A 20737-nucleotide genomic window follows, 5' to 3' on the forward strand; every position below is an offset into this window, starting at 1 on the left:
TGGCCACCAAGAGAGATGGCTCAGCAAGCGCGCGGGCTGTCTAACGCCTCTTCGGTAAACACCAATAGACCCAACTCAGGTCGATAGCCATGAATCTCTGTCACATCCAGGGCCGTTAAAAAGGTAAGGATCGCTTCACTGATCACCTGCCCAGGCACCAACACTGGAAAACCCGGCGGGTAAGGAATCACGAAGCTCGCGGAGACGATATCTCGGCCTGCCCGCATCTGCGTTTGCACTTCGTTATTGTCAAAGCGCAGGTACTCGGTGTTTTCTTCATCGTAGGCGAGGAAGTAGGCGGTGCGGATATCGCCCTGAGGGGTGTCAGGGTTCGCCCGGAAGGCGTCGTGAAAGCGGCTAAAATCAGGTAACGGCGGCAAATCCTGGGTTAAAGAACGCACGTTATGTTCGATAATCTTGCGCTCGGGTCGGCTACTCTCTTCCCAACGGGTCTCGAATTCTTTAGCCAGCTTGATCAACACGTCGAGCAGGTAGGCGATAGAACCACGGGTGGTACCGATATTGGTCATAAAAAGCACGGTGTTACGCGAGGTCTTATTGATCTGAATACCGTACTTGTTCATCAGGTATTCATTCTTGAAAGTATCACCGTCAATCCCCGTGGCACCAATCGCGATGGTGACACGGGAGGGGTCAACCACAAACTCGTCACGGGCCCAGGCCTCTTCCATCTTGTCCCAGCCGGTGACCGGGTCATAGTAGGACTCAACCCCGGATTCACGATACGCCGCAGGCACCATATCGCTGTTCTTGAGTACTCGAAAATACTTTTGCAGCAGCGGATGGCTGTAAAGCTGCTCACGCAGCGACATTGCCGCCTCAACCTGGGCATGCACCAGCTCGAAACCTTCCATCTCCGCCTGCATTCGCCCCACGTCCAGTGAGGCAATGATCTGGTAGTTGGGCGACGTTGAAGTGTGTGTCATGTAAGCTTCGTGGAAAGGTGCCTCCACCTTCTGACGATAATCCTGATCGTAGACGTGGATCATCGAGCCCTGACGAAGCGAGGTCAGCGTTTTGTGCGTGGAGTGGGTGGCATAGGCGCGAATGCGCACCGTTTCAGGGTCAGGCATCAGACGCTGGTCTAGCCAGGTAGCATCGTCTTCGGGGTCGAGGGCGTCGAACGACGCTTTCCAATCCGCATACTCCTGGTGATACTCCTCGCTTTTGTAGAGTTCGCGCAGAGTGCGGGCCGCATGCATGGCAGTACGTGGCCGGTAAGTAGGATTAAATCCGGCAAAGGCAAACCACGCCTCATCCCAAAGAAAAACCAAGTCTGGTTTGATTGCCAGGCACTCCTCCATCACCCGACGGACGTTGTACACCACGCCATCGAAGGTGCAGTTGGTGAGCAGCAGCATCTTGACTTTATGCAGTTGGCCAGCGCGTTTATAGCCCAGCAGCATCTTCTTAATTTCATGCAGCGGTACGGCCCCGTACATGGAGTAGTCGTTAAGCGGGTAAGAGTCGAGGTAGCTAACCTCGGCGCCGGCCAGCATCATGCCGTAGTGGTGAGATTTGTGGCAGTCGCGGTCAATCAGCACGATGTCTCGAGGCTTGACCAGCGCCTGCAACACAATCTTGTTGGCCGTCGAGGTGCCGTTGGTGACAAAAAAGCTTTGCCGTGCGCCGAACGCTCGGGCGGCGTACTCCTGAGCCTTTTTGATTGGTCCGTAAGGCTGCAACAGCGAATCGAGCCCGCCAGACGTAGCCGATGTTTCGGCCAGGAAGATATTGATCCCGTAGAAATCGATCATTTGCCCAGCCCAGTGGGAACGGGTAATCGACTTGCCCCGGGAAATGGGCATGGCGTGGAATACCCCGGTGGGCTTTTTGCTGTATTCGCGCAGGGCATCGAAAAACGGCGTGCGGTAGCGATTGTCGATAGCCCGCAGAATGGTGTGGTGCTGCTCGATATAGTCAGTTTCGCGATAGAAGATACGGTTGAAGTAGCGGATATCGCGACTTGCCGTGGCCTCCACATCGCCGCTGGTGACCATAAACTGATCGATCTCGGGGCGCAGCTCGTTAATCATTGAGCTGAGAAGAATGCTGCGCTCGGCTTCAGTTTGATGATCGAGATGGCTCTCCGACAGCCCTGCCAGGTAGTTGCGCAGCGCGCTTAGGTTGTATTTGGACTTATAGGGAAACTCATAGCGAATCAGGCAGGCCTGAATGTTGGGGTTAACCAGCACCGCGATCAGCGCATCCTCAAAACTTCTCACCGTGACGACGTCGTAAACGAACTTGTCCTCAGGGCGGCGCATGTTGTGGAAAGCCTCGCGCACCACCTCCTCTTCCTGTATCGAGAGGTTATCGACAATCAGCAGCTCGAAGTAAGGCTGGGCGGAACTGTTGGAGGCAGGGTGACCGCGCCGGAGCTGGTTGAGGGCGTCCATGGTCTCCATGTCCTCGGCGCCTGCATCGCTATCCGACAGGTCAACATGGCGGCGGCGATAGGATTCACTAATCAGCGCCCTCACTAGCCGCTTGACCACCTTATCGAGCAGGGCATACTCCTTGCGCTCGAACAGCAGCCAAAGGTGACGGAAGTCTTCTTTGGAGGGGAAAGCATGGTAATCCTCGATAATTTCCAGGCGCGTTAGCTTAATGCCAATGGCTTTAACGAGGTTTTTGGCTCGGGTTTCGTCATTTATGCGCACCAGCTGGCCGAGATCACGCTTGAGCGCGTTCCAGGTGTCAGCCCGCAGTTGGGTGATCTTGTGGTAAAAACCCAGGGCAGTGTAAGACGTTTCGGTTAAGTTATTTTCTGGCATAACAATACCCGTACTTAATTTGATTAACGACTATCTGGCAGCCGACCATCAGGCACTATTCAGGTTGCGCGCGCCGTAGTGCACCTCTAGCTGCTCTTCAGGAAAGTTAGCGAAGCTAAGATCCAGGCACTTGCCCGGCCAGCGAACCTGAACATGCCCTTCCCGTGGCCAATAGAGAGCGGTATAGACAGTGCCTAACCCTCGAGCATAGTCGTGCCGAAATAGCGGTGGTGACGAAAAAGCCGATATTAAACGTGCTTCAGTGGTGATCTCGTCGCTTACTAGAATCGAAAGTTGACGTTCACGAATCAACGTCTCTGAGGCGAGCGCATGGGCATACCATTCAATTTTTTTCTGATGGTTAGTGGCCACTGGTACCCGCCGAATACTGGCAGGCCGATCGGGCGCGATCATCGCCGTCACATAGCGGCCGCAGGCATCGGTCACCGTAATGTTATAGGCCATATGCGTGGGCACTCGGGAGAGCACCGCAGCGGCTTCAGGCACTGTGGTACAGAATTCGAGGATATAGCGCAAAATGATAGGCGCGCCAAAGCCGTCGCCCACCACGGTGCGTCCACCAAAGGCCAGCGATACCGCCAGCCCCGACTCATTCATGCCGTCGAGCACGCCCCAGAGGCAGTCAGACATGGCAATCACGCCCTGGCCATTCCAGCGCGTATAAAGAATATTGCCCTCGCAGAGTTCCGGCGGATAGTCATAGTTACGCGCCAGCAGCGTTGACCCCGGCCTCGCCAGCACCGCCTGGGAGCAGCCAGTAATATAGGGCGGTGGCCGGTATAGGCTGAGCAGCCGCGCGGCCAGATCGCTGCCACCGGCAAGCTCACACAGTTGGCGGTAAGTGCCGAGAAGTTCAGGCATATGCTGGCTCAGCGCATTGTAGCAGGCAAGATAGGCCGGTCGTTCGCGCTCCCCTGCACTCAGGTACCACTGAGCGTAGGCGGGCCAGTGATAGTAAAACATCGACTGCCACTTGGCCCCCGGCAGCGGCTCATAGACACTGCGAAACATCAGCGACTTTTCTTGCCCGCCACTCTGATTTTTGCCCGTAGAGGCTTCTTCGTTGGGAATAGTCACAGAATTTTGAAGTTGCCACCGCCGATGGCATGACTCACGGCAACTTCCTCCACGACAGGGTCTTGAAGCGCCTGACCAGCATATTCACCGCGAACACCCTCGATCCAGGCCTTGGCGCGCTCGTTGAGATTAAAGTCATCGTCCATAAGGCGCCCACGGGTGATCAGAATACCTAGGTCTGCGCCTTCATAGCGAAAATCGCCCGCCCCACTGATGCGCATAAAGAAGGCTTCCTGCTCATTTTCGGCGGCGTGGGGATGGTAGCTGTAGTGATCGTAGCTAATCTTGCCATCGTCGCCCATACGCCATACACCGGTCTTCGGCGCCTGGGTCAGCAGGTCAACGCTCTCGTCGGTGTGTTTGATCACCAGTTGGCTCCAGCTATCGACGCTCTCAGGATGCGCCCAACGTTCGTTTATATCGTCAATATCAAGGTCAAAATCGAGGTCTGAAAACTCCAGCAGGTGGAACAAAAACAGCGGAATATCGGAGTGCGCGAATGCCGCCACGTTGGTCAGCGAACTGGCGCCGGTGACCCGCGGATTAAGCTCGCCGAGGTAGACTTCGTCGGTATCGATATCGATCAGGAAGTCGAGCTCGAAATAGCCACGGTAGCCTTCCTCGCGCAGCGCCTCGCCGAATTTGAAGGTGTATTCCCGCGCCTTATCGCGCACGTCCTGGGTGAAGGCACCGGCGAACATTTCGTTGCCGCACCAGCCGCCCTTGTAGGGCGTTAGCGTCTTAAAGCCCACAAGCTCCGTCATCAAAGGGCCAACAACCGTACCACAGCGAGTCGCACAGGCCTCAATGGCTGAGCCACGGCAATTAATGCGTTTCATGATCTTGACTTCGTCTTCTGCCTCGATCTCTTCGGCGTGCTTGTAATAGTCGCCTTCGCTGGCAATAAAGTAGGTGGTATGGCCCGAGTCACCAAAGGCGGTTTGCACCACCAGGTCGGTTCCAAGCTCCTTACTGACGTCGCAAAGCTCTTGATAACTGCCTACTTTTGTCAATACGTTAGGCACGCTAGGCACCCCGGCTTTATTGCCGATGCGCACCGTCTCGATCTTGTTATCCATGCGTTGACGCAGCGTCGCCGGGGGAAAGGCAATCTTGAGCCCCAACTGCTTACAGACCGCTTCGGTATGCTCATCAAACATCAGGAAAGCCGCCGTACCGGCGTCATCGCCGGTGGCCCGCGACTTCAAAAAATCGATGACTTCCTTATGCTCAAGCAAGTAGTTGTTGATGTCTTCAATGCCCTCAAAATCGCGGGGAAATTTTCCTTTAGGCACGAAGACGTTACGCTGCCGCCCCTCGAAACAATCTATATAGTTGATATGACGGAAGTTACTCACCCAATCGCCAATCCCCAGCAGATTAAAATTAGTGGCCGAGATAAAGTAAATGGGTTCTTTGTTATTGCGAAAGTGACGACGAACATCGGCAATGGAAGTGATTTTACTCATGGTTGATGCTCCCTGGGTGGCGGAATGAAGGCGAGCGGCATGCCTTGCAGTTTCTTCTTGGTGATTTGATGGCTCAGCTGCGTCATCTATTGCCGCGGGGTTACTTGCCGCTAACCCCAGAAGTCGGCGCAGCATATCCAGCAAAAATCCCATTGTTGGTCTCCTTGTCACGGCCATTGCCCAGCTTAAATTTTCGGTGCCGTAACAAGATCAGTACGCACCGGCTTGGCTAGCGGCCCTAAGGTATCCAGAAAAGGGGAGGAGCCGCTTTCGCTTGCATAAAGGGTAAAATTCACTTGGCGGTCCCGGAAGCTTTTGAGCGGCTGCCCAAGGCCGCGAAGTCCGTTTTCACGTTCACGCCGTACTCGGTTTAAATCAATTTCAATCGGCATGACTTCTTCGCCAATGCCTGCCTGGTGAATAACGTCACCTGATGGCCCTACTACGATGGAGCGACCATTGCCGAGGGCCCCCGCACCATTGATATCGAAAAAGTAACACTGGTTAACAGCAGCGTTGGTGCGAGCTATGGAGAGCTCGATATCGCGGTCGATGGTGTCGGTCATAGTGGGGTGTAAAATCACCTCGGCGCCCATGGCCGCAAGAGTTCGGGTAGTCTCGGGAAACCACATGTCGTAACAGATCGAAACGCCGAAGCGACCTACTTCGGGCACATCAAAGATCACAAACTCGGTGCCGCTTTCGATGCCTGCCTCGTATGGGCGGAAAGGGAACTGTTTACGATAGCGGGCGATAACATGGCCCTGAGGGTTAATCACCGACGTCGTGTTAAAGACCCCCGCCTCGGTCTGCTCGAACATCGAGCCGGGAATCAACCAGATTTGATATTGCTCGGCCAGGGCACAGAACAATTGCTCAACTTCGCTGGGCATCGGCATGGCATAGTGAGGCGACGCTCCCATCGGCATCAGCTCACTGAAGAGAACCATCTGTACCTGAGGAAAGCGGTTCATGAGCGCATCAATGCGATTGCGCATAGCATCGGTGTTGTCGCCATGGTGCAGGGCATGCATCTGGACACCGGCAATAGTGAAGTAGGTCATCGTAATCCCTCCTTGTTAAGCAATTTCGTTGTGTCTTCCAATGCTCTACCCCTCTCGACTGCTACTATGGGTGAGCCCCTGATGCATTACTGCTCTAATTGTTGATATTTATTAGCAATGTCTCATAGTGATAAGCAGAATTTGCTAGGCGGCCACCTTCATCTCCTAACAGTTTTTTACAATGCATTTTCATACTGGTTTTTTTGCGCGCGTAAGTCTAGAGCTTTGAAAATAGCAACGTTCAGAGTGTCAACGAAACATAAATTAAAAGTGCGATTTATCTAATATAAAAAAGTCATTAAAAAGTAAGGGGTTTTCAAGTGTGGACGACCGCTTAACGTAATCCTAAACATTCGTATATTGTTGCTCACGAAAAGCAACATTGCCTTCATTAAATGCACTGACGGTCTTTCAACTGATATGTGCCAAGGTAAGGGCGAACTGCTCGCCCTCTTGCACGGTAGCCGAACGTCCATAAAGGCACCGCAAAGGCATTTTGGGTGACGCTATGAAATGCCAAAAGCATTCTCTTCTTTTATGGCCTTCATGCCACAGTTTATTAACCAGATTCAGCCCTTGGCGCCACAGCTGGCGATTCTGTTTACTACGTTTCTTGTGTTGGGGATCCAGCTACACGATGCTGTCGACCACTAGTCGACACCTGATGACCGTGATGCGACGCCCAACCGCATAACCAATCTAATCGGAGGTTATTTATGCCACGCCCGATAGCGAAGAAGGACTTTCCTGTCTCCAACGTCAGGCACTTTCTTGAACCTGGCCGGAATGTGTTGGTTTCATCACAATGGCATCAACAAACCAATATCATGACCATGGGTGGGTATGGATTTATCGGGCTTAGGGCTGGCCCTAGCTCAGCGTTATATTGATAAAAACCAAAACAATCAGCGCCGCTGCCGCAGGCCAAGGACTGCGCAGCACCACTCCGAACATGGTCAGCGGAATTAGCACGGTGAGTGCCGCCAAAACATGCGGCAGTTCTGCCAACCCGCTTTTAGCCATACTCGCTATATACACCAGCCCAAGCACGCCAAGCAGAAGCCCAAACCCAACATGACGGTTACGCCATCGTGATGGCATCTTCCTATCTCCCTGTGTGGTTAAGCGTTGATCGCTCACCGTTCGCTAATTTGAATATTACCCATAAGATGGCAAGACACACTTAGAAGAGCGTATCCATGACCGATAACGTGCACTCCAAGGCTATTGCCGCGCTTAGAAATCTGTTTATTGGTGATTCACTGGCGATGCCCGTGCATTGGTTCTACAACGTTCACGATATCGACCGTGCGTTTCCAAGCGGAATCACCACGTTTGCAGCGCCGCCGGAGTTTCATCCGTCATCGATTATGTCCATGCACTCCACCAGCGGCGGTGGGCGCAAACGCGCTGTTAGCTCCGCACAGCGCGAGATCGTTGGCGATGTGATTCTTAAAGGCAAGCAGTCATACTGGAACCGCCCAAACGTGCACTACCACCAAGGCATGCAGCCTGGGGATAACACGCTGAACGCCTATTGCGCGCTGACACTGATGCAAACAATGGACGCGCCTGATCAGCACTATGACCGCGACACCTTTCTGCAGGCCTATATCCGCCTAATGACCGCAGAGATACCGTCCCATCCGGATACCTACGCCGAGTCTTACCATCGCGGCTTTTTCGCTAATCTCGAAAAAGGCCAACTTCCTCATAAATGCGGCGCCGTTACCCACGACACGCCTTCCATTGGCGGCCTGATCACTATTGCTCCGTTGGCAATTGGCGAACGCTTAAGAGGCACTTCGCTGGCCGATACCCGCAAGCTTTGCCGCAGCCACCTGGCGTTGACCCATCCGGACAACTTTCTAGCGGATGTTTGCGATGCCTACGTTGAGCTGATCGACGCGCTACTGTTCCGTGATGACAATACCAACGTGCTGGAACTGCTGCTGAAAGCAACCCGTGGCTTACCCAGGCGAGACCTAACAAAGCTGATAGACAGCGACCGCCCTGAGAGAGAAGTGATCGGCAAAGTGCTCTCCACCGCTTGCTACATCACCGATGCTTGGCCCGCGGTACTCTACCTGGCCTGCAAGTACCACCAGGAACCACTGCGCGCCTTACAGATCAACGCAGAAGTCGGCGGCGACAGCGTGCACAGAGGTGCTGTATTGGGCGTCTTGCTTGGCTTAATCAATGGCGAAGAGGCTGGCAGCCTCTTCGCCCGGCTAACCGAACACGCGTCGATTAACCGGGCCATTGAAGGCCTGACTTTGAAAGGCTAGTTAGGAGCGACGCTCCCACAGGGTGACTTCCGAAAGGCTATGCTGATATTTATGCATGGTCTCACGGATCACAAAGGGCACTTTTTCGGGATCGCTGATCATCTTGAAGTGGGGCTCGAGCAGCTCCTTCAGGCCATCCAGGGTGCTGAAGTTTTCGCCATTTTTCTTGAAGCCACCAATCCACTCCTCCATCGGCGTGTACTCTTCCAGCCAGGTATAGGGCGAAGCAATCATTAAGACGCCACCGGCATTGATGCGCTCATGGATGCTTTGCAGGAACTGGGAGGGCTTATATAGCCGGTCGATCAGATTAGCGGCCAACACCAAATCGTAGCCGCTAAACTGCGGTTTGAGGTTGCACGCATCGCCCTGATGGAAGCTAACGCGATCGGCGACTTCCTCGAGGCCCAGACTGGCCAACGTGCGCTCCTGATAGCTGACCAACTCACCCTCTTCGGTGCGGGTATAACGCAGCACTTTCTGCTCCGCCATTTCCACGCCCTGACGGATAAAGTTGGCCGAAAAGTCCACCCCATCGACGTGCTCAAACTCGCGGGCCAGCTCAAAGCTGCCGCGCCCGCTGGCGCAGCCCAGATCCAGAGCGCGTTTCTTCTGACGACCGGCCATGGCGGCTAGCGCCTTGTTGGCCAAGGCCTGCGGGAAGTTGGCAACCCCAAACCACTCATCGCCGTAATGAAATTCCGCGTACTCCGCCATGCGTGCATCGCTTTCATAATAAGCACTGGGTAGCTTAACTTCGGCATCCGACACGACATAGCGGAAACCCGCGTGCTGGAAGAAGTGGCGGCGAAACGCATAGCGCGCGCTGAGGCGGGTTTCGTTGCCGCAGGAGATCCAGGAGCCTCCCTTGATCAGGTTATGCTGATTGTCGAAGGTCGGGGTGGTGAAATCATCATAGAGCGGATGCACATCAAAGCCTGGGAACGGGTAGGTCGGTGTCTCCACCCATTGCCAAACGTTGCCCACCACATCGAACCACTGGCCATGCTGGAAGCGCGTTACCGGGCAAGAAGAGGCGCCGTGATCCAAATGCAGATTGGCGTTGGCCGGTTGATCACTTTCAAGCTCTGAGACACCCGCCTCCTCCGCCAGACGATGCCACTCGTCTTCCGTTGGCATACGCACAGGCTGCCCCGTCTGTTGGCTTTTCCAGTTACAGAAGGCTTTGGCCTCGTGGAAATTGACCTCGACAGGCCAATCCCAGGGCATCTCCACCTCTTCGGTTATTAGGCGCAGAAACCACTCGTTCTTCCATACCCAGAACGTCGGATGGGTCGCCTTGGCAAACTTGCGCCAACCCAAGCCTTCCTCCGACCAGAAGGCGTCGGTTAAATAGCCTCCTGCTTCAACGAACTCAAGAAACTCGCTGTTACTGACCAGAAACTGGCTCGCCTTAAACTCTTCAACCTCAGCACGGTGATGGCCGTACTCGTTGTCCCAACCGTACCAGGGATCGTCAAACGACTTACCAAGCACAACCTCACCCTGGGGAACCGTGATCAACGTATTCTCCGGCGGCTCACCGGCGGTGCGAATGGGCGCCCAGACAGCTTGCGGAGTAACCAGATCAATCGACTGCTGGCGAATCAGCACCGACGACGTTTCAAGATGAATGCGCTCGTGCTCGATCCCCATGACGATAGGCCAGAACGGACTCTCCCAGCCGATGGGTAGCGAAACCGGCAGCTCGCGAATCAAATTGAGCACCGCTGCGCGCACCTTGGCGCGATAGTCCATCACCTCACTGACCGACGGCCACGAATAGTGAGCTTCGTTAAGATCATCCCAGCTCATTTCGTCGACGCCTACGGCGAAAATAGATTCCATATTGGGGTCTATCCGCGCAGGCAGAAGCTTGGCCAGCACCAGCTTATTGACGAAGAACGTTGCGGTATGCCCCAGATAAAAAATCAGCGGATGCCTGAGGGCAATGGGCTTACGAATGTACGCCTCTTCACTCGCAAGCGTAGTAAACAGCGACTCATAGCGGTCAAAGGTGGACGTGAAGCAGGCTTCAATCTCTCGACGCGTTGCTTCAGGATCGTTGCCTGCCAACTTCACAGTGCGGGGAAAAAGGTGAGTTGAGGACGTGTCTTGTAGCCCCAATGGCGAGCTTATGGAAGTCATAGGTTAGAGCGCCTTTATCTTTAAACGACGATGGTTGGCATAGGTAAACATATGACGACATTAAAAACCAAAAACCCGTACAAAAGCTAGCGATAGTTGTACAAGACTTTCCAGCACAGCCTTCGTCAACACTTGGCACAGGCATAATCGCTCGCCGTTCATTTTAATACGACCTAACAACAAGATACTCAGGGCGTATCATTCTCTTCTACCGCGGGTTCGATGGGTTCGCCATTTTCATCCAGCAATTGGTGGTCATAGGCTGCTTGAAGGCCGGTATCTTCAGCTATCGGCTGCTCTTCTTGTGCTTCTTCTACCGTTTCGTCTGTCCAGTCTGCCCAGTAATCGATATGGCCTGGATAGATGGGCGATAGCACCGCAACCAGGATGCCCACCACGGAGAAGATCGAAAACGCCTCCGCATAGCCAACGCCATCCACCAATATACCCACCACCGGAGAGCCCACCGCCTGCCCAAGCGCACAGGCCATAAACGGCAGTACTGGCCCCATTGATAGTCGCCCCGGCAATAGCCGGATACCCGTCATTAGATACAGTCCCGTTAAGCTCATATAGGCAAGCCCGAAGACCATCGCGGAAAACATGGCCAGCGGTAACTGACTGGGGCTAGCGGCCAGCAATGCCAAGCTTGAAGACAGCATCATCAGCATCAATGCCTGGGTAATGGGCGGGTTATTGCGATCGGCTAAATCACTCACCACGGCACCGCCGAGCCCAGCGATACCCACCGCAAACCACAGCCAACCGGTCTGGTTAGCGGGCAGCGCACCCAGGGTAACCGCCAGGTCGGGGGCGAAAAGCCAGTACGGCGCAGACACAAAGCCCATGGCGAAGGCGAATAGCGTAAGCCGTATTAGCCGCGACCACTGCAACCGGGTGATGGGCGGCGGCGGTGCAGCGTTGGCGGGAACCACCCTTGATACTGAAGGAATGAAGTACCATGCCGCCGCCACCCCCATGCCGGTCAGAACGGCAAAGATCGTGTAGGTCAAACGCCACGCGTCCGACAGAAATACCACCGTCGGCACCGCCACGATAATCCCCACGCTGGTGCCTGCGTTCATAATGGAACTGACGCGCCCGTGCATCGTCCGGCTCACTAGCGCCTGCATCGCGGCGGTGAGTGCGGGCATCATCAAACCGGTGCAGATACCGCAGATAAACACCCCAATACCCAGTGCAAGTGGGCCTGACGCCTGACTGATCAGCCCCAGACCACTCACCCCAAAACCACCCGAAAGCATCGCCAGATTACGCGCACCGAGCCGATCAGCGGCAAGCGGTGCCACCAGTGTGGCCAGCACAAAGCTGATAAACGGCAGTGCCCCGATGATACCAATGAGGTACGGTGTGAGCGCCAGCTCGGCGCTGATGGAGGGCACAAACAGCCCAAACGCAAAGCGCGCCAGCCCGTAACTAATCGCGACCAACGCGGCACCGAAGATGGCAAACCCTATGTTCGACAAGGTTCTCATACTAACGACTCCTCGGCCGCGTGTTACATAAAAGAAAATCCCCTGACAGCCTAGTTGTCCCGATGGCTATCTGCACACCTCGGTGTCGACATTGGATACGGAAGGGGCGCTTTACGGCGTTGTTCGGCAAGTTATCGGGGTTGCTGTCGCGATAATACTCATGGCAAGCAGATACATTTATCCACTCAAACCGTTTAACCTGATCACTAACGGGGAAAAGGTTACTTTTTATGACGAGCGTCGCGATATTTGTCGATATCCAAAATGTCTATTACACAGTTAAAGCGTCGTATCGCCGCAACTTTGATTACAACAAATTCTGGGCCCAAGCCACCGCTAATAGAAACGTGGTGAAAGCAATTTGCTACGCCATTGATAGAGGCGACCAAAAGCAGCGAGAGTTTCAAAACATCCTCAGAGCGATTGGTTTTGAAGTAAAGCTAAAGCCTTTTATTCAGCGCGCGGATGGCTCCGCAAAAGGCGATTGGGACGTGGGCATTGCGCTCGACGCCATGGAGTACGCAGAACAGGCAGACGTTGTTGTGCTTGTATCCGGCGACGGCGACTTTGATCTGCTGGTCAAAAAAATCCGTGTTAAGCATGGAAAAAGAGTCGAGGTTTATGGTGTTCCCCCGCTTACTGCAGCGTCACTCATCAATGAGGCCAGCGAGTTTATCGCGATCGATACAGGACTCCTGCTTGGTTAAATTACATTCATGAAAAAGTCACTACGCTGCCTTTGATAACTCTTTCCAACAGCAGGCCACCGCAAGAGGCCGGCGTGACAGGTTTTCGGCTGGCAGCGCATCTCGACGCAATAAAAAAGCATCAACCTCTTCAAAAACGTTTATCCATCGTTTACTGAGTTTTGAAAAATAAGCGCAGCGAACCACTCTATCGCCTACTTTAGTCTAAATTTCCCGCGCTATTTGCCCATACCGAACCGGCATAGGCTATGCACAGCAGGGTGCTGCCAGTTAAATATTCACACGCTCTGGCCAGCCACTACTCTGTTGAATAACGATGATGACATGCCCCGATGCCCTACGTTCACGATACGCTAACGCGACTTAATAAAAGCAGCCCTGCACAGTCAGAATTTTATCAAGCCACCGAAGAAGTGCTCGAATGCCTGCGCCCGCTTCTTGAGCAAAGTGATTACTATCATGACCACAGCATTATTGAGCGAATAGTCGAGCCCGAACGACAAATCATGTTCCGGATAAGCTGGGTAGATGATGCTGGGAAAGTGCGGGTCAACAAAGGCTATCGCGTTCAGTTCAACTCTGCCCTTGGCCCTTACAAGGGCGGCTTACGTTTCCACCCCAGCGTTACCTCGGGCACCATAAAGTTTCTCGGCTTTGAGCAAATTTTCAAAAATGCGTTAACCGGCTTGCCGATAGGCGGCGGGAAAGGCGGTGCCGATTTTGACCCGAAAGGAAAATCGGATAACGAGATCATGCGCTTTTGCCAGGCGTTTATGAGCGAGCTCTACCGCCATATTGGCCCTCACTGCGATGTGCCCGCTGGTGATATTGGCGTCGGTACGCGTGAAATTGGCTATCTCTTTGGTCAGTACAAGCGACTCACCGGCCACTATGAAGGCGTGCTAACCGGCAAAGGGCTTAACTGGGGAGGCTCGCTTGGCCGCAAAGAGGCCACCGGTTATGGCGCGGTGTACTTTGCGCAAAACATGCTGGCTGCCCGTGGAGAAGAGCTGCGCGACAAGACCTGCCTCGTTTCCGGCGCGGGTAATGTCGCCATCTATACCATTGAGAAGCTATATGCACTGGGTGCTAAGCCGATCACCTGCAGCGATTCACGTGGCACCCTCCACGATAAAAACGGTATTGATTTAGGCTTACTCAAACAGCTCAAAGAAGAGCAGCGCACCTCGTTAGAAGCCTACTTACACGAGCACCCTGACGCGCACTACATTTCTGCACGTGACTACCCCCAGGGCGGGCATGCCGTATGGCGCATTCAAGCCGATGCGGCGTTCCCCTGTGCGACCCAGAATGAGCTGACCGAAAGCGATGCGGAAATCCTACTCGCTAATGGCATAACGTGTATCAGTGAAGGGGCCAACATGCCTTCTACCAAAGAGGCCGTCGACCTTTTTCTAGACGCTAAGATTGCCTATGGACCCGGCAAGGCCGCCAATGCAGGAGGCGTCGCTACCAGCCAGCTAGAGATGGCACAAAATAGCAGCATGGAGCAGTGGTCACTGGAAAAAGTCGACCAGAAGTTAAAACAGATTATGGCCAATATTCACCGCAAGTGCGCAGAGACCGCCGAAGAGTTTGGTGATAAAACCAATTTGGTACTAGGCGCCAACATTGCAGGCTTCAGGAAGGTAGCTGACGCCATGATTGAGCAAGGAGTGACCTGATCGTCTTTATTTTATAGATCGCTTATACTCTAAAAGCACGCAGTCCTTCCTTTATTGGGGAAGGGCTGTTTTTTATTGGTTTAAACTTATTGCTTTCCAAGGAGAGTAATCATGGGACAACGTCCTGCTATTATTATTAACCGTCTTGATGCCGAGCGCCTCCAGCGCTTGATCGACACTGCATCCGATAAAGATATGGCCGTGGCTCAGCTACTCGAGGAAGAGTTATCGCGAGGTGAAGTCTGCGACCCGGAGGATATCCCGGATGACGTGGTCAGCATGAATAGCCAGGTTCGCTTCACCGACCTCACCCGCGGGCTTAAGATGATTCGAACCCTGGTCTACCCGCACTCCCTGGAAAGCGTAGCGGACGGCATTTCCATCATGGCGCCCATTGGCGCGGCATTGATCGGCCTCAAAGTGGGCGACATCATCGAATGGCCGTTACCCAACAATACCGAAGCCCGGCTCCGCATCGATGCCATTTATTGGCAGCCCGAACGCGAAAAGCAGTTCCATCGTTAGGCGCTGGCAAATAACGTTTATAAGCCCCATCTCGCTTAAGACGTCTGAGTTAGGCTCAATCAAATCGCAAAATTGACCATCAAGCCACCTGCAAGGCCTCTGGCCAGCAGGCTTTATGCAGTGTTCCCCAACGTTTATAGAATTATTATCGCCTTCTTCCCGTTTGCTCTATAGTCGAAGAATGCTAACCGGATGAATCCAGCCTATGGCCGTTGACCTACAAGCGCTCTACCCCAAACTAATTCACCTGATGCTGGACACTGTCTTCGTGGTCGATAAAGACAACCAGATCATTTTTGTGAGTGATGCCTGTGAGTCGCTACTCGGTTACCTGCCCAACGAGTTGATCGGCACCCTGATCACTCACTACATGCACCCTGACGACTTAGCAGCCACGCAGGACTCTATTACCCGAGTGATGGACGGAACGCCCCACGTGGATTTCCGCAACCGCTATATTCGTAAAGACGGAGGCACCGTACATATCCTGTGGTCGGCCCGCTGGTACGAGGAAGAGGAAGTGCGGGTAGGTGTTGCACGCAACGTTACCGCCCTGATGCAAGCCGAGGAGGAGTTACGCTTCCTCGCCCATCACGACCCTCTGACCAAACTGACCAACCGAGCGCTCTTTTATGATCGGCTGGCGTCAGGACTGAACGCGGCCCACCGTCACCAGAACAGCCTAGCGTTGCTATTTCTGGATATTAATGGCTTCAAAGCCATTAATGATGCTCATGGTCACGCAGTGGGTGACCGCCTGCTCTGCACGGTAGCCAGCCGACTGGAAGGCTGCGTGCGCGAAACGGACACGGTAGCCCGCATGGGCGGTGATGAGTTCACGGTGCTATTAACCGACATTCAGTCATCAACTGCCGTGGCTGAAAAGGTGGAGCAAATTCTCACGGTCATCAACCAGCCGCTAGGCGCTGAGTTCGGCGAGGTACACATGCCCACCTGCAGTATCGGTGTGGCCTGTTATCCAGACGATGGGAGTGACGCCGATACTCTTCTAAGCCGTGCAGACAGCCATATGTATCAGATCAAAAGGCGCAGTCGTTAGTGTGCGACGCGCTCTTGCCACGCTGTTAAGTGGCGCTGTACGACACCTTGTAGCCCCAAAACATCCCCCGCGTCTAGCGCTGCGACCATCGCATAGCGCTCTCGGATACTCCGCTCACCCCACCAGCTTTTGGCCATCCTGGCCCTGCCCCACGCATGCCCTGCTCACGCAGCCAATTCACTTGATCGGCCAACGGCCGGTTGCCAGCAAGGGCTGTTTGGGGCGCGTTACCAGTCCGGCCCCTGGCAAGCAGAGGCCACCGGCTTTTTGATTAACTATGAAGACCAGGTCGTCAAGCAGCCGGATAACAGTCTAAAGAACCTCGGAGAAACCCGCTATCAAGGGATCGAAACGCGCTTGGCCTGGGCGCCGCACTCCCTGCCCTTCAGCCTCGAAGGCACCTGGACTTGGCTCGATACTGAGCAGCGCAGTGGGGAGCTGGCCGGCAACGTGGTTCCCAACGCACCGAATCACCTGCTCAACCTATTGGCTCGCTGGGAACAGGGTCGCTGGTTCGGCAATATCGGCGCCCGCTACGTGGATAAAAGCTTCGCCGATGCAGCCAACACCGCCCAAGAGACCGAGAACGGTAGCACCGGCCCACTGCCTGATTACTGGTTAGTCGATGCTGGAAGGCACCTTCTGGGCCGATTTGGAGCCCTCATCGTGAGGGCTGGAGTGCACCACATGGATTGCCAAGATAACCTCAATCAGTATTTTTACCAACGCCATGGGTGTGGCCGCGCCAAGCATCTATACCGTGTTTGGGGACAAAAAACGCTTGTTCCTGGAAGCAATGCGCCTTACCTAGGGTAGGACGCCCACACTGGCCGTAGCACTGTTTTGGCACGCTGGCCACCTAAAATGCCTGAAGAAACGTTAGCGAATGGCGGTAACGTGTGTATAAAGTATGTTATCAACATTGATGTCATCGAGCTGCCCCATGCCCAAACGGTTCCGAAGTTCTGAGCACGCTAGTCTACGAATTCCCCTACTCGCCGCAGTTGCAATCGCCATCACCCTTTTGGTAGGTATCGTGGTCGCTGCGCTAGGCATCAGTAGCTATCGTAGCACTCAGCAGTCGGTGACGGCGGCCACGGATGACACCATTGCACAAATTGCCTCCCTGCTTGAGGAGCATATCGGCCGCATCTTCGAGCCCGCTGACAACCAGTTGCGCCTGCTCGCCTACAGTGATTTCAGTAGTGCCCGTTCCTACCAGGCACAGCTGAACCTGCTCCCTTTGGCGAGAGAGGTGCTGGCCGGCAACCCCATGTTACAGGCGATCTACGCGGCGTACGGCAATGGCAGTTTTGTCTTGTTCCGTTCGCTGCATAGAGCAGAGGTCGCGAGTCACTTTTCTGCGCCCCCCACCGCCGACTTCATGATCCAAACCATTGAGCCGTTGCCCCTCAACCAAGTCCGCGGTCGTTACCACTTCTTTGGGCCCGAAGATGAGCTGATCGAAACGCGCGAACTTCCCGACTACGTTTTCAACGCGCTTGAAAGGCTTTGGTATCATGCCGCTCGCGAGACCTCCACAACGATCCTGACGGCTCCCTATTTGTTCTTCACGACGCAGGTGCCGGGCGTTACCATGGCTAGGCGCAGCGTCGACATCAACACGGTTGTCGGTCTCGATATTGAGTTCGAGCAACTCATCGAACACCTCAGCAGCCTTCGTGTCACTGAATCAGGTCAGATTGCCATCGTTGACAGCGAGGGTACCGTGGTAGCGCACCACGAGGCATTGCAAATGCTAATCCCGGAGGGGAGTGAGCGTTTTCGTCTGGCGGAGCTGAATGAGCTGGCGTCAGAACCCTTGAAAGAAGCCTACAGGCTCGACCTACGTAGCGACGGCCACCCCACCATCAGGTATGACGACAATGGGTGGTATCTGGTGCGTATCCCGCTGTCACCCATTGGGTCGCTGGAGCTCTCCGCCCTGCTGGCAATACCTCAAGATGAGCTTTTCCTCAACGCCGACCGCTTATTGGGAAAACAGGTGCTGGTAGCGCTACTGATTTTCGCCTTTGCGGTGCTGATTGCTCTCCTATTGGCTCGTCACCCAATCGTCTCGCTGCAACGCATCGCCCGCCATACCCGCGCCATTGAAGCCTTCGACTTTACCGAGCGTACCCTGGTACGCTCTCATATCAGCGAAATTGACCAGCTTGCCCATGCCACCACTCAGCTACAGCGCACCCTGGTCAACTTCCTCGCGACCAGTGTGGCGCTGAGCCGGGAGCGGGATGTCGACAGTGTGCTCGACAAGATATTGACTACCGTCACCGATGCCACCCGAGCCAACGGAGGTGCCATTTACCAGCTGACGCCTCAAGGGACACTGGCGCGCTCCTGCACGTATGGCAACGTCTCGACGGGTGGAGAAAGTCCTCCCATCAAGGTGAAGCCTGAAGACGGTGGTTTAATCGCCAGTGCGTTTGCCAACAGGCGTACCGAGATGGAGGAAGTGGAGGGCACACTGTGTGTAGCCACCCCCCTGCTTAACCGCGATGGACAGCCGCTTGGCGCCATGGTCGCCTGGCTGCCACTGCTTATTGATCAGCCTGCCACACGTGAAGACAACCGCGTTGGGTTCATTGAGGCCCTGTCATCGAGTGCCACCGTCGCCATCGAAAATAGCCAGGTCATTGCTGAACTGCGTTTACTCGAACGCGGGGTCCAGGCGACTCCCAATGGGCTGGTCATGGCCGACGCCAGGCAGCCTGACACGCCGCTTGTGTATGCCAACGATGCCTTCTACCAAATTACGGGCTACACGGCTGAGGAGACCTTAGGTCACAACTGCCGCTTTCTAAGGGGCCCCGATACTGACCTTCAATCGATTGAGCATATTCGCTGGGCACTCAAGGCGCACAAGCCCGCTGAAATGACCCTACTCAACTACCGCAAGGATGGCTCACCTTTCTGGAACCACCTCTCACTGAGCCCAGTCTTCGACGTCGAGGGGCACTGCACTCACTATATCGGTATCCAGCAAGATATCAGCCAACAGCGCTCCCAGGAGGCGCTTCTCGCCCATCAAACAACCCATGATCTGTTGACCGACTTACCTAACCGCAGCGAATTTAATGCGCGTCTGCAGGCAGCCTTTGAACAAGGCAGCAAAGCGTACGCAATGCTCGTGGTGATGCTGCTGGATTTGGATGGCTTCAGGGCCGTCAATGACGGCCTGGGTTACCACATCGGCAACCAGCTGTTGGTAGCGGTGAGCGAGCGATTGCGTCAGGTCGTGGAGAGCGACGCGACCCTCTCACGCCTGGGCGGGGACGAGTTCGCTTTGCTACTCACGGGCATTGACAGTCAACAAACCGGAATCGATATGGCGGAACGGATGCTGAACACCTTCGCCATTCCCTTCGTGATCGACAGCAAGCCGCTGCATATCAGCGCCAGCATCGGGATTGCCTGCAATGGCGAAAGCACACTATACGCTTATGAACTGATGCAGCGTGCCGACTTAGCCGTGGCCGCCGCCAAACAATCGGGGCGTAATACCTGGAACTGGTATCAAGGCGACCAGCAGCGACTTACCGAAGAGTCGGTTCTGCTGCGCCACGACCTCCATACGGCGCTGGAAGAAGGCCAGTTCGAGCTTTATTACCAGCCCATCGTCGAGGCTGTGAGCGGACATATCCATGGGCTAGAGGCGCTGATCCGCTGGCACCACCCTGAGCGGGGAATCATCTCGCCTGGCGTGTTCATTCCACTGGCCGAACAGACGGGGCAGATCATCCCCCTGGGGCGCTGGATCCTGCGGCGAGCCTGCCAGGACGCCGCCACCATGCGTGCCCAAAAGGGGCCGGTCGTGCCCGTTGCGGTGAACATCTCCTCGCTGCAGTTCCGACGCTATGGCTTCCTAGAGGACCTTCAGGAAGCACTAAACGATGCCAGCCTGCCGCCGGAATGGCTGGAGTTGGAAGTCACCGAGAGCGTGCTCCTCCACGGGGTCGAGCCCGTCATCGAGCTCATCAAGGCGTTTAAGGAGATGGGGGTACAGACCGCTCTGGACGACTTTGGCACCGGCTTCTCCAGCCTTAGCTACCTGCGCGACCTCCCTATCCATAAGGTGAAACTGGATCGGGCCTTTATCCAGGACATCATCACCAACCGCAACAATGCCGCCATTGTGCAGGGCATTATCACCATGGCCCACCACCTAGGCCTTACCGTCGTCGCCGAGGGCATCGAGGAGTGGGAACAGCAACAAGACTTAGTACGCCGACACTGCGACCTACTGCAAGGTTTCTATTTTGCAAAGCCTATGCCATTAGCAGCAGTCATGGCCCTGCCCGGCCTGCTACCTACTTCGGTCACCCTCTAGGCAGGGCTAGGCGGAGTCGCGCGATTTCGAATCAATAGAGTCAGAGTCCGC

General features: G+C 54.8%; 14 protein-coding genes. 7 read left to right on the forward strand and 7 right to left on the reverse strand.

From position 1 onward, the window contains the following. Window positions 1–20: 20 nt before the first annotated feature. From ACT3UM_RS10435 to ACT3UM_RS10455, 5 genes are all read right to left on the reverse strand, one after another. Window positions 21–2798 (reverse strand): aminotransferase class I/II-fold pyridoxal phosphate-dependent enzyme, encoded by a 2778-nt coding sequence (locus tag ACT3UM_RS10435; RefSeq protein WP_498898519.1) that lies wholly within the window; start codon window positions 2796–2798, stop codon window positions 21–23. A 48-nt stretch (window positions 2799–2846) separates the two neighbouring features. Next, window positions 2847–3896 (reverse strand): C45 family autoproteolytic acyltransferase/hydrolase, encoded by a 1050-nt coding sequence (locus ACT3UM_RS10440; RefSeq protein WP_498898521.1) that lies wholly within the window; start codon window positions 3894–3896, stop codon window positions 2847–2849. Beyond that, window positions 3893–5365 (reverse strand): biotin carboxylase, encoded by a 1473-nt coding sequence (locus ACT3UM_RS10445; protein ID WP_498898523.1) that lies wholly within the window; start codon window positions 5363–5365, stop codon window positions 3893–3895. Before ACT3UM_RS10445 ends, ACT3UM_RS10440 begins: the two co-directional genes overlap by 4 nt. Window positions 5366–5550: 185 nt before the next feature. Next, complete coding sequence (locus tag ACT3UM_RS10450; protein ID WP_498898525.1) at window positions 5551–6429, reverse strand: carbon-nitrogen hydrolase family protein; 879 nt, start codon at window positions 6427–6429, stop codon at window positions 5551–5553. Window positions 6430–7299: 870 nt separating this feature from the next. Continuing rightward, the gene (locus ACT3UM_RS10455; protein WP_498898527.1) at window positions 7300–7530 is read right to left on the reverse strand and encodes a hypothetical protein; all 231 of its coding nucleotides are present in this window, start codon (window positions 7528–7530) and stop codon (window positions 7300–7302) included. 98 nt (window positions 7531–7628) lie between these two features. On the opposite strand from ACT3UM_RS10455, the gene ACT3UM_RS10460 reads away from it, so the two are divergent. Next, the gene (locus tag ACT3UM_RS10460) at window positions 7629–8717 is read left to right on the forward strand and encodes an ADP-ribosylglycohydrolase family protein (protein WP_498898529.1); all 1089 of its coding nucleotides are present in this window, start codon (window positions 7629–7631) and stop codon (window positions 8715–8717) included. Here ACT3UM_RS10460 and ovoA read toward each other — a convergent pair whose 3' ends face one another. Further along, window positions 8718–10865: a 5-histidylcysteine sulfoxide synthase gene (ovoA, locus tag ACT3UM_RS10465; RefSeq protein ID WP_498898530.1), complete on the reverse strand. Its 2148-nt coding sequence runs from the start codon at window positions 10863–10865 to the stop codon at window positions 8718–8720. 188 nt (window positions 10866–11053) lie between these two features. Beyond that, window positions 11054–12361: an MFS transporter gene (locus tag ACT3UM_RS10470; protein WP_498898533.1), complete on the reverse strand. Its 1308-nt coding sequence runs from the start codon at window positions 12359–12361 to the stop codon at window positions 11054–11056. Between the two features lie 230 nt (window positions 12362–12591). Between ACT3UM_RS10470 and ACT3UM_RS10475 the strand changes: the two genes are divergently transcribed. The 6 genes from ACT3UM_RS10475 (at window position 12592) to ACT3UM_RS10500 (ending at window position 20686) form a co-directional block, all read left to right on the forward strand. After that, window positions 12592–13068 carry a LabA-like NYN domain-containing protein gene (locus tag ACT3UM_RS10475; protein WP_498898535.1) on the forward strand — a complete coding sequence of 159 codons (477 nt, stop codon included), beginning with the start codon at window positions 12592–12594 and terminating at the stop codon, window positions 13066–13068. A 332-nt stretch (window positions 13069–13400) separates the two neighbouring features. Beyond that, window positions 13401–14753: an NADP-specific glutamate dehydrogenase gene (gdhA, locus tag ACT3UM_RS10480; RefSeq protein WP_498898537.1), complete on the forward strand. Its 1353-nt coding sequence runs from the start codon at window positions 13401–13403 to the stop codon at window positions 14751–14753. A gap of 111 nt (window positions 14754–14864) precedes the next feature. Beyond that, window positions 14865–15278, forward strand: a complete 414-nt coding sequence (rnk, locus tag ACT3UM_RS10485; RefSeq protein ID WP_498898539.1) for a nucleoside diphosphate kinase regulator — start codon at window positions 14865–14867, stop codon at window positions 15276–15278. A gap of 205 nt (window positions 15279–15483) precedes the next feature. Next, on the forward strand, window positions 15484–16338 hold the full coding sequence (locus ACT3UM_RS10490) for a diguanylate cyclase domain-containing protein (RefSeq protein WP_498898541.1): 855 nt from the start codon (window positions 15484–15486) through the stop codon (window positions 16336–16338). 129 nt (window positions 16339–16467) lie between these two features. After that, the gene (locus tag ACT3UM_RS10495) at window positions 16468–17154 is read left to right on the forward strand and encodes a TonB-dependent receptor domain-containing protein (protein ID WP_498898543.1); all 687 of its coding nucleotides are present in this window, start codon (window positions 16468–16470) and stop codon (window positions 17152–17154) included. A gap of 127 nt (window positions 17155–17281) precedes the next feature. After that, window positions 17282–20686, forward strand: coding sequence for a bifunctional diguanylate cyclase/phosphodiesterase (locus ACT3UM_RS10500; RefSeq protein ID WP_498898545.1), 3405 nt, complete (start codon window positions 17282–17284; stop codon window positions 20684–20686). Window positions 20687–20737: the final 51 nt, after the last annotated feature.

Source organism: Halomonas sp. AOP13-D3-9, assembly GCF_052379125.1.
In the GTDB taxonomy this organism is placed as follows: Bacteria; Pseudomonadota; Gammaproteobacteria; order Pseudomonadales; family Halomonadaceae; genus Vreelandella.

Bases quoted from the DNA above. Each gene is read 5' to 3' on its own strand.
- ACT3UM_RS10435 (WP_498898519.1), bottom strand. From the start codon at position 2,798: ATGCCAGAAAATAACTTAACCGAAACGTCTTACACTGCCCTGGGTTTT.
- ACT3UM_RS10445 (WP_498898523.1), bottom strand. From the start codon at position 5,365: ATGAGTAAAATCACTTCCATTGCCGATGTTCGTCGTCACTTTCGCAAT.
- ACT3UM_RS10450 (WP_498898525.1), bottom strand. From the start codon at position 6,429: ATGACCTACTTCACTATTGCCGGTGTCCAGATGCATGCCCTGCACCAT.
- ACT3UM_RS10455 (WP_498898527.1), bottom strand. From the start codon at position 7,530: ATGCCATCACGATGGCGTAACCGTCATGTTGGGTTTGGGCTTCTGCTT.
- ACT3UM_RS10460 (WP_498898529.1), top strand. From the start codon at position 7,629: ATGACCGATAACGTGCACTCCAAGGCTATTGCCGCGCTTAGAAATCTG.
- ovoA (WP_498898530.1), bottom strand. From the start codon at position 10,865: ATGACTTCCATAAGCTCGCCATTGGGGCTACAAGACACGTCCTCAACT.
- ACT3UM_RS10470 (WP_498898533.1), bottom strand. From the start codon at position 12,361: ATGAGAACCTTGTCGAACATAGGGTTTGCCATCTTCGGTGCCGCGTTG.
- ACT3UM_RS10475 (WP_498898535.1), top strand. From the start codon at position 12,592: ATGACGAGCGTCGCGATATTTGTCGATATCCAAAATGTCTATTACACA.
- gdhA (WP_498898537.1), top strand. From the start codon at position 13,401: ATGCCCTACGTTCACGATACGCTAACGCGACTTAATAAAAGCAGCCCT.
- rnk (WP_498898539.1), top strand. From the start codon at position 14,865: ATGGGACAACGTCCTGCTATTATTATTAACCGTCTTGATGCCGAGCGC.
- ACT3UM_RS10490 (WP_498898541.1), top strand. From the start codon at position 15,484: ATGGCCGTTGACCTACAAGCGCTCTACCCCAAACTAATTCACCTGATG.
- ACT3UM_RS10500 (WP_498898545.1), top strand. From the start codon at position 17,282: ATGCCCAAACGGTTCCGAAGTTCTGAGCACGCTAGTCTACGAATTCCC.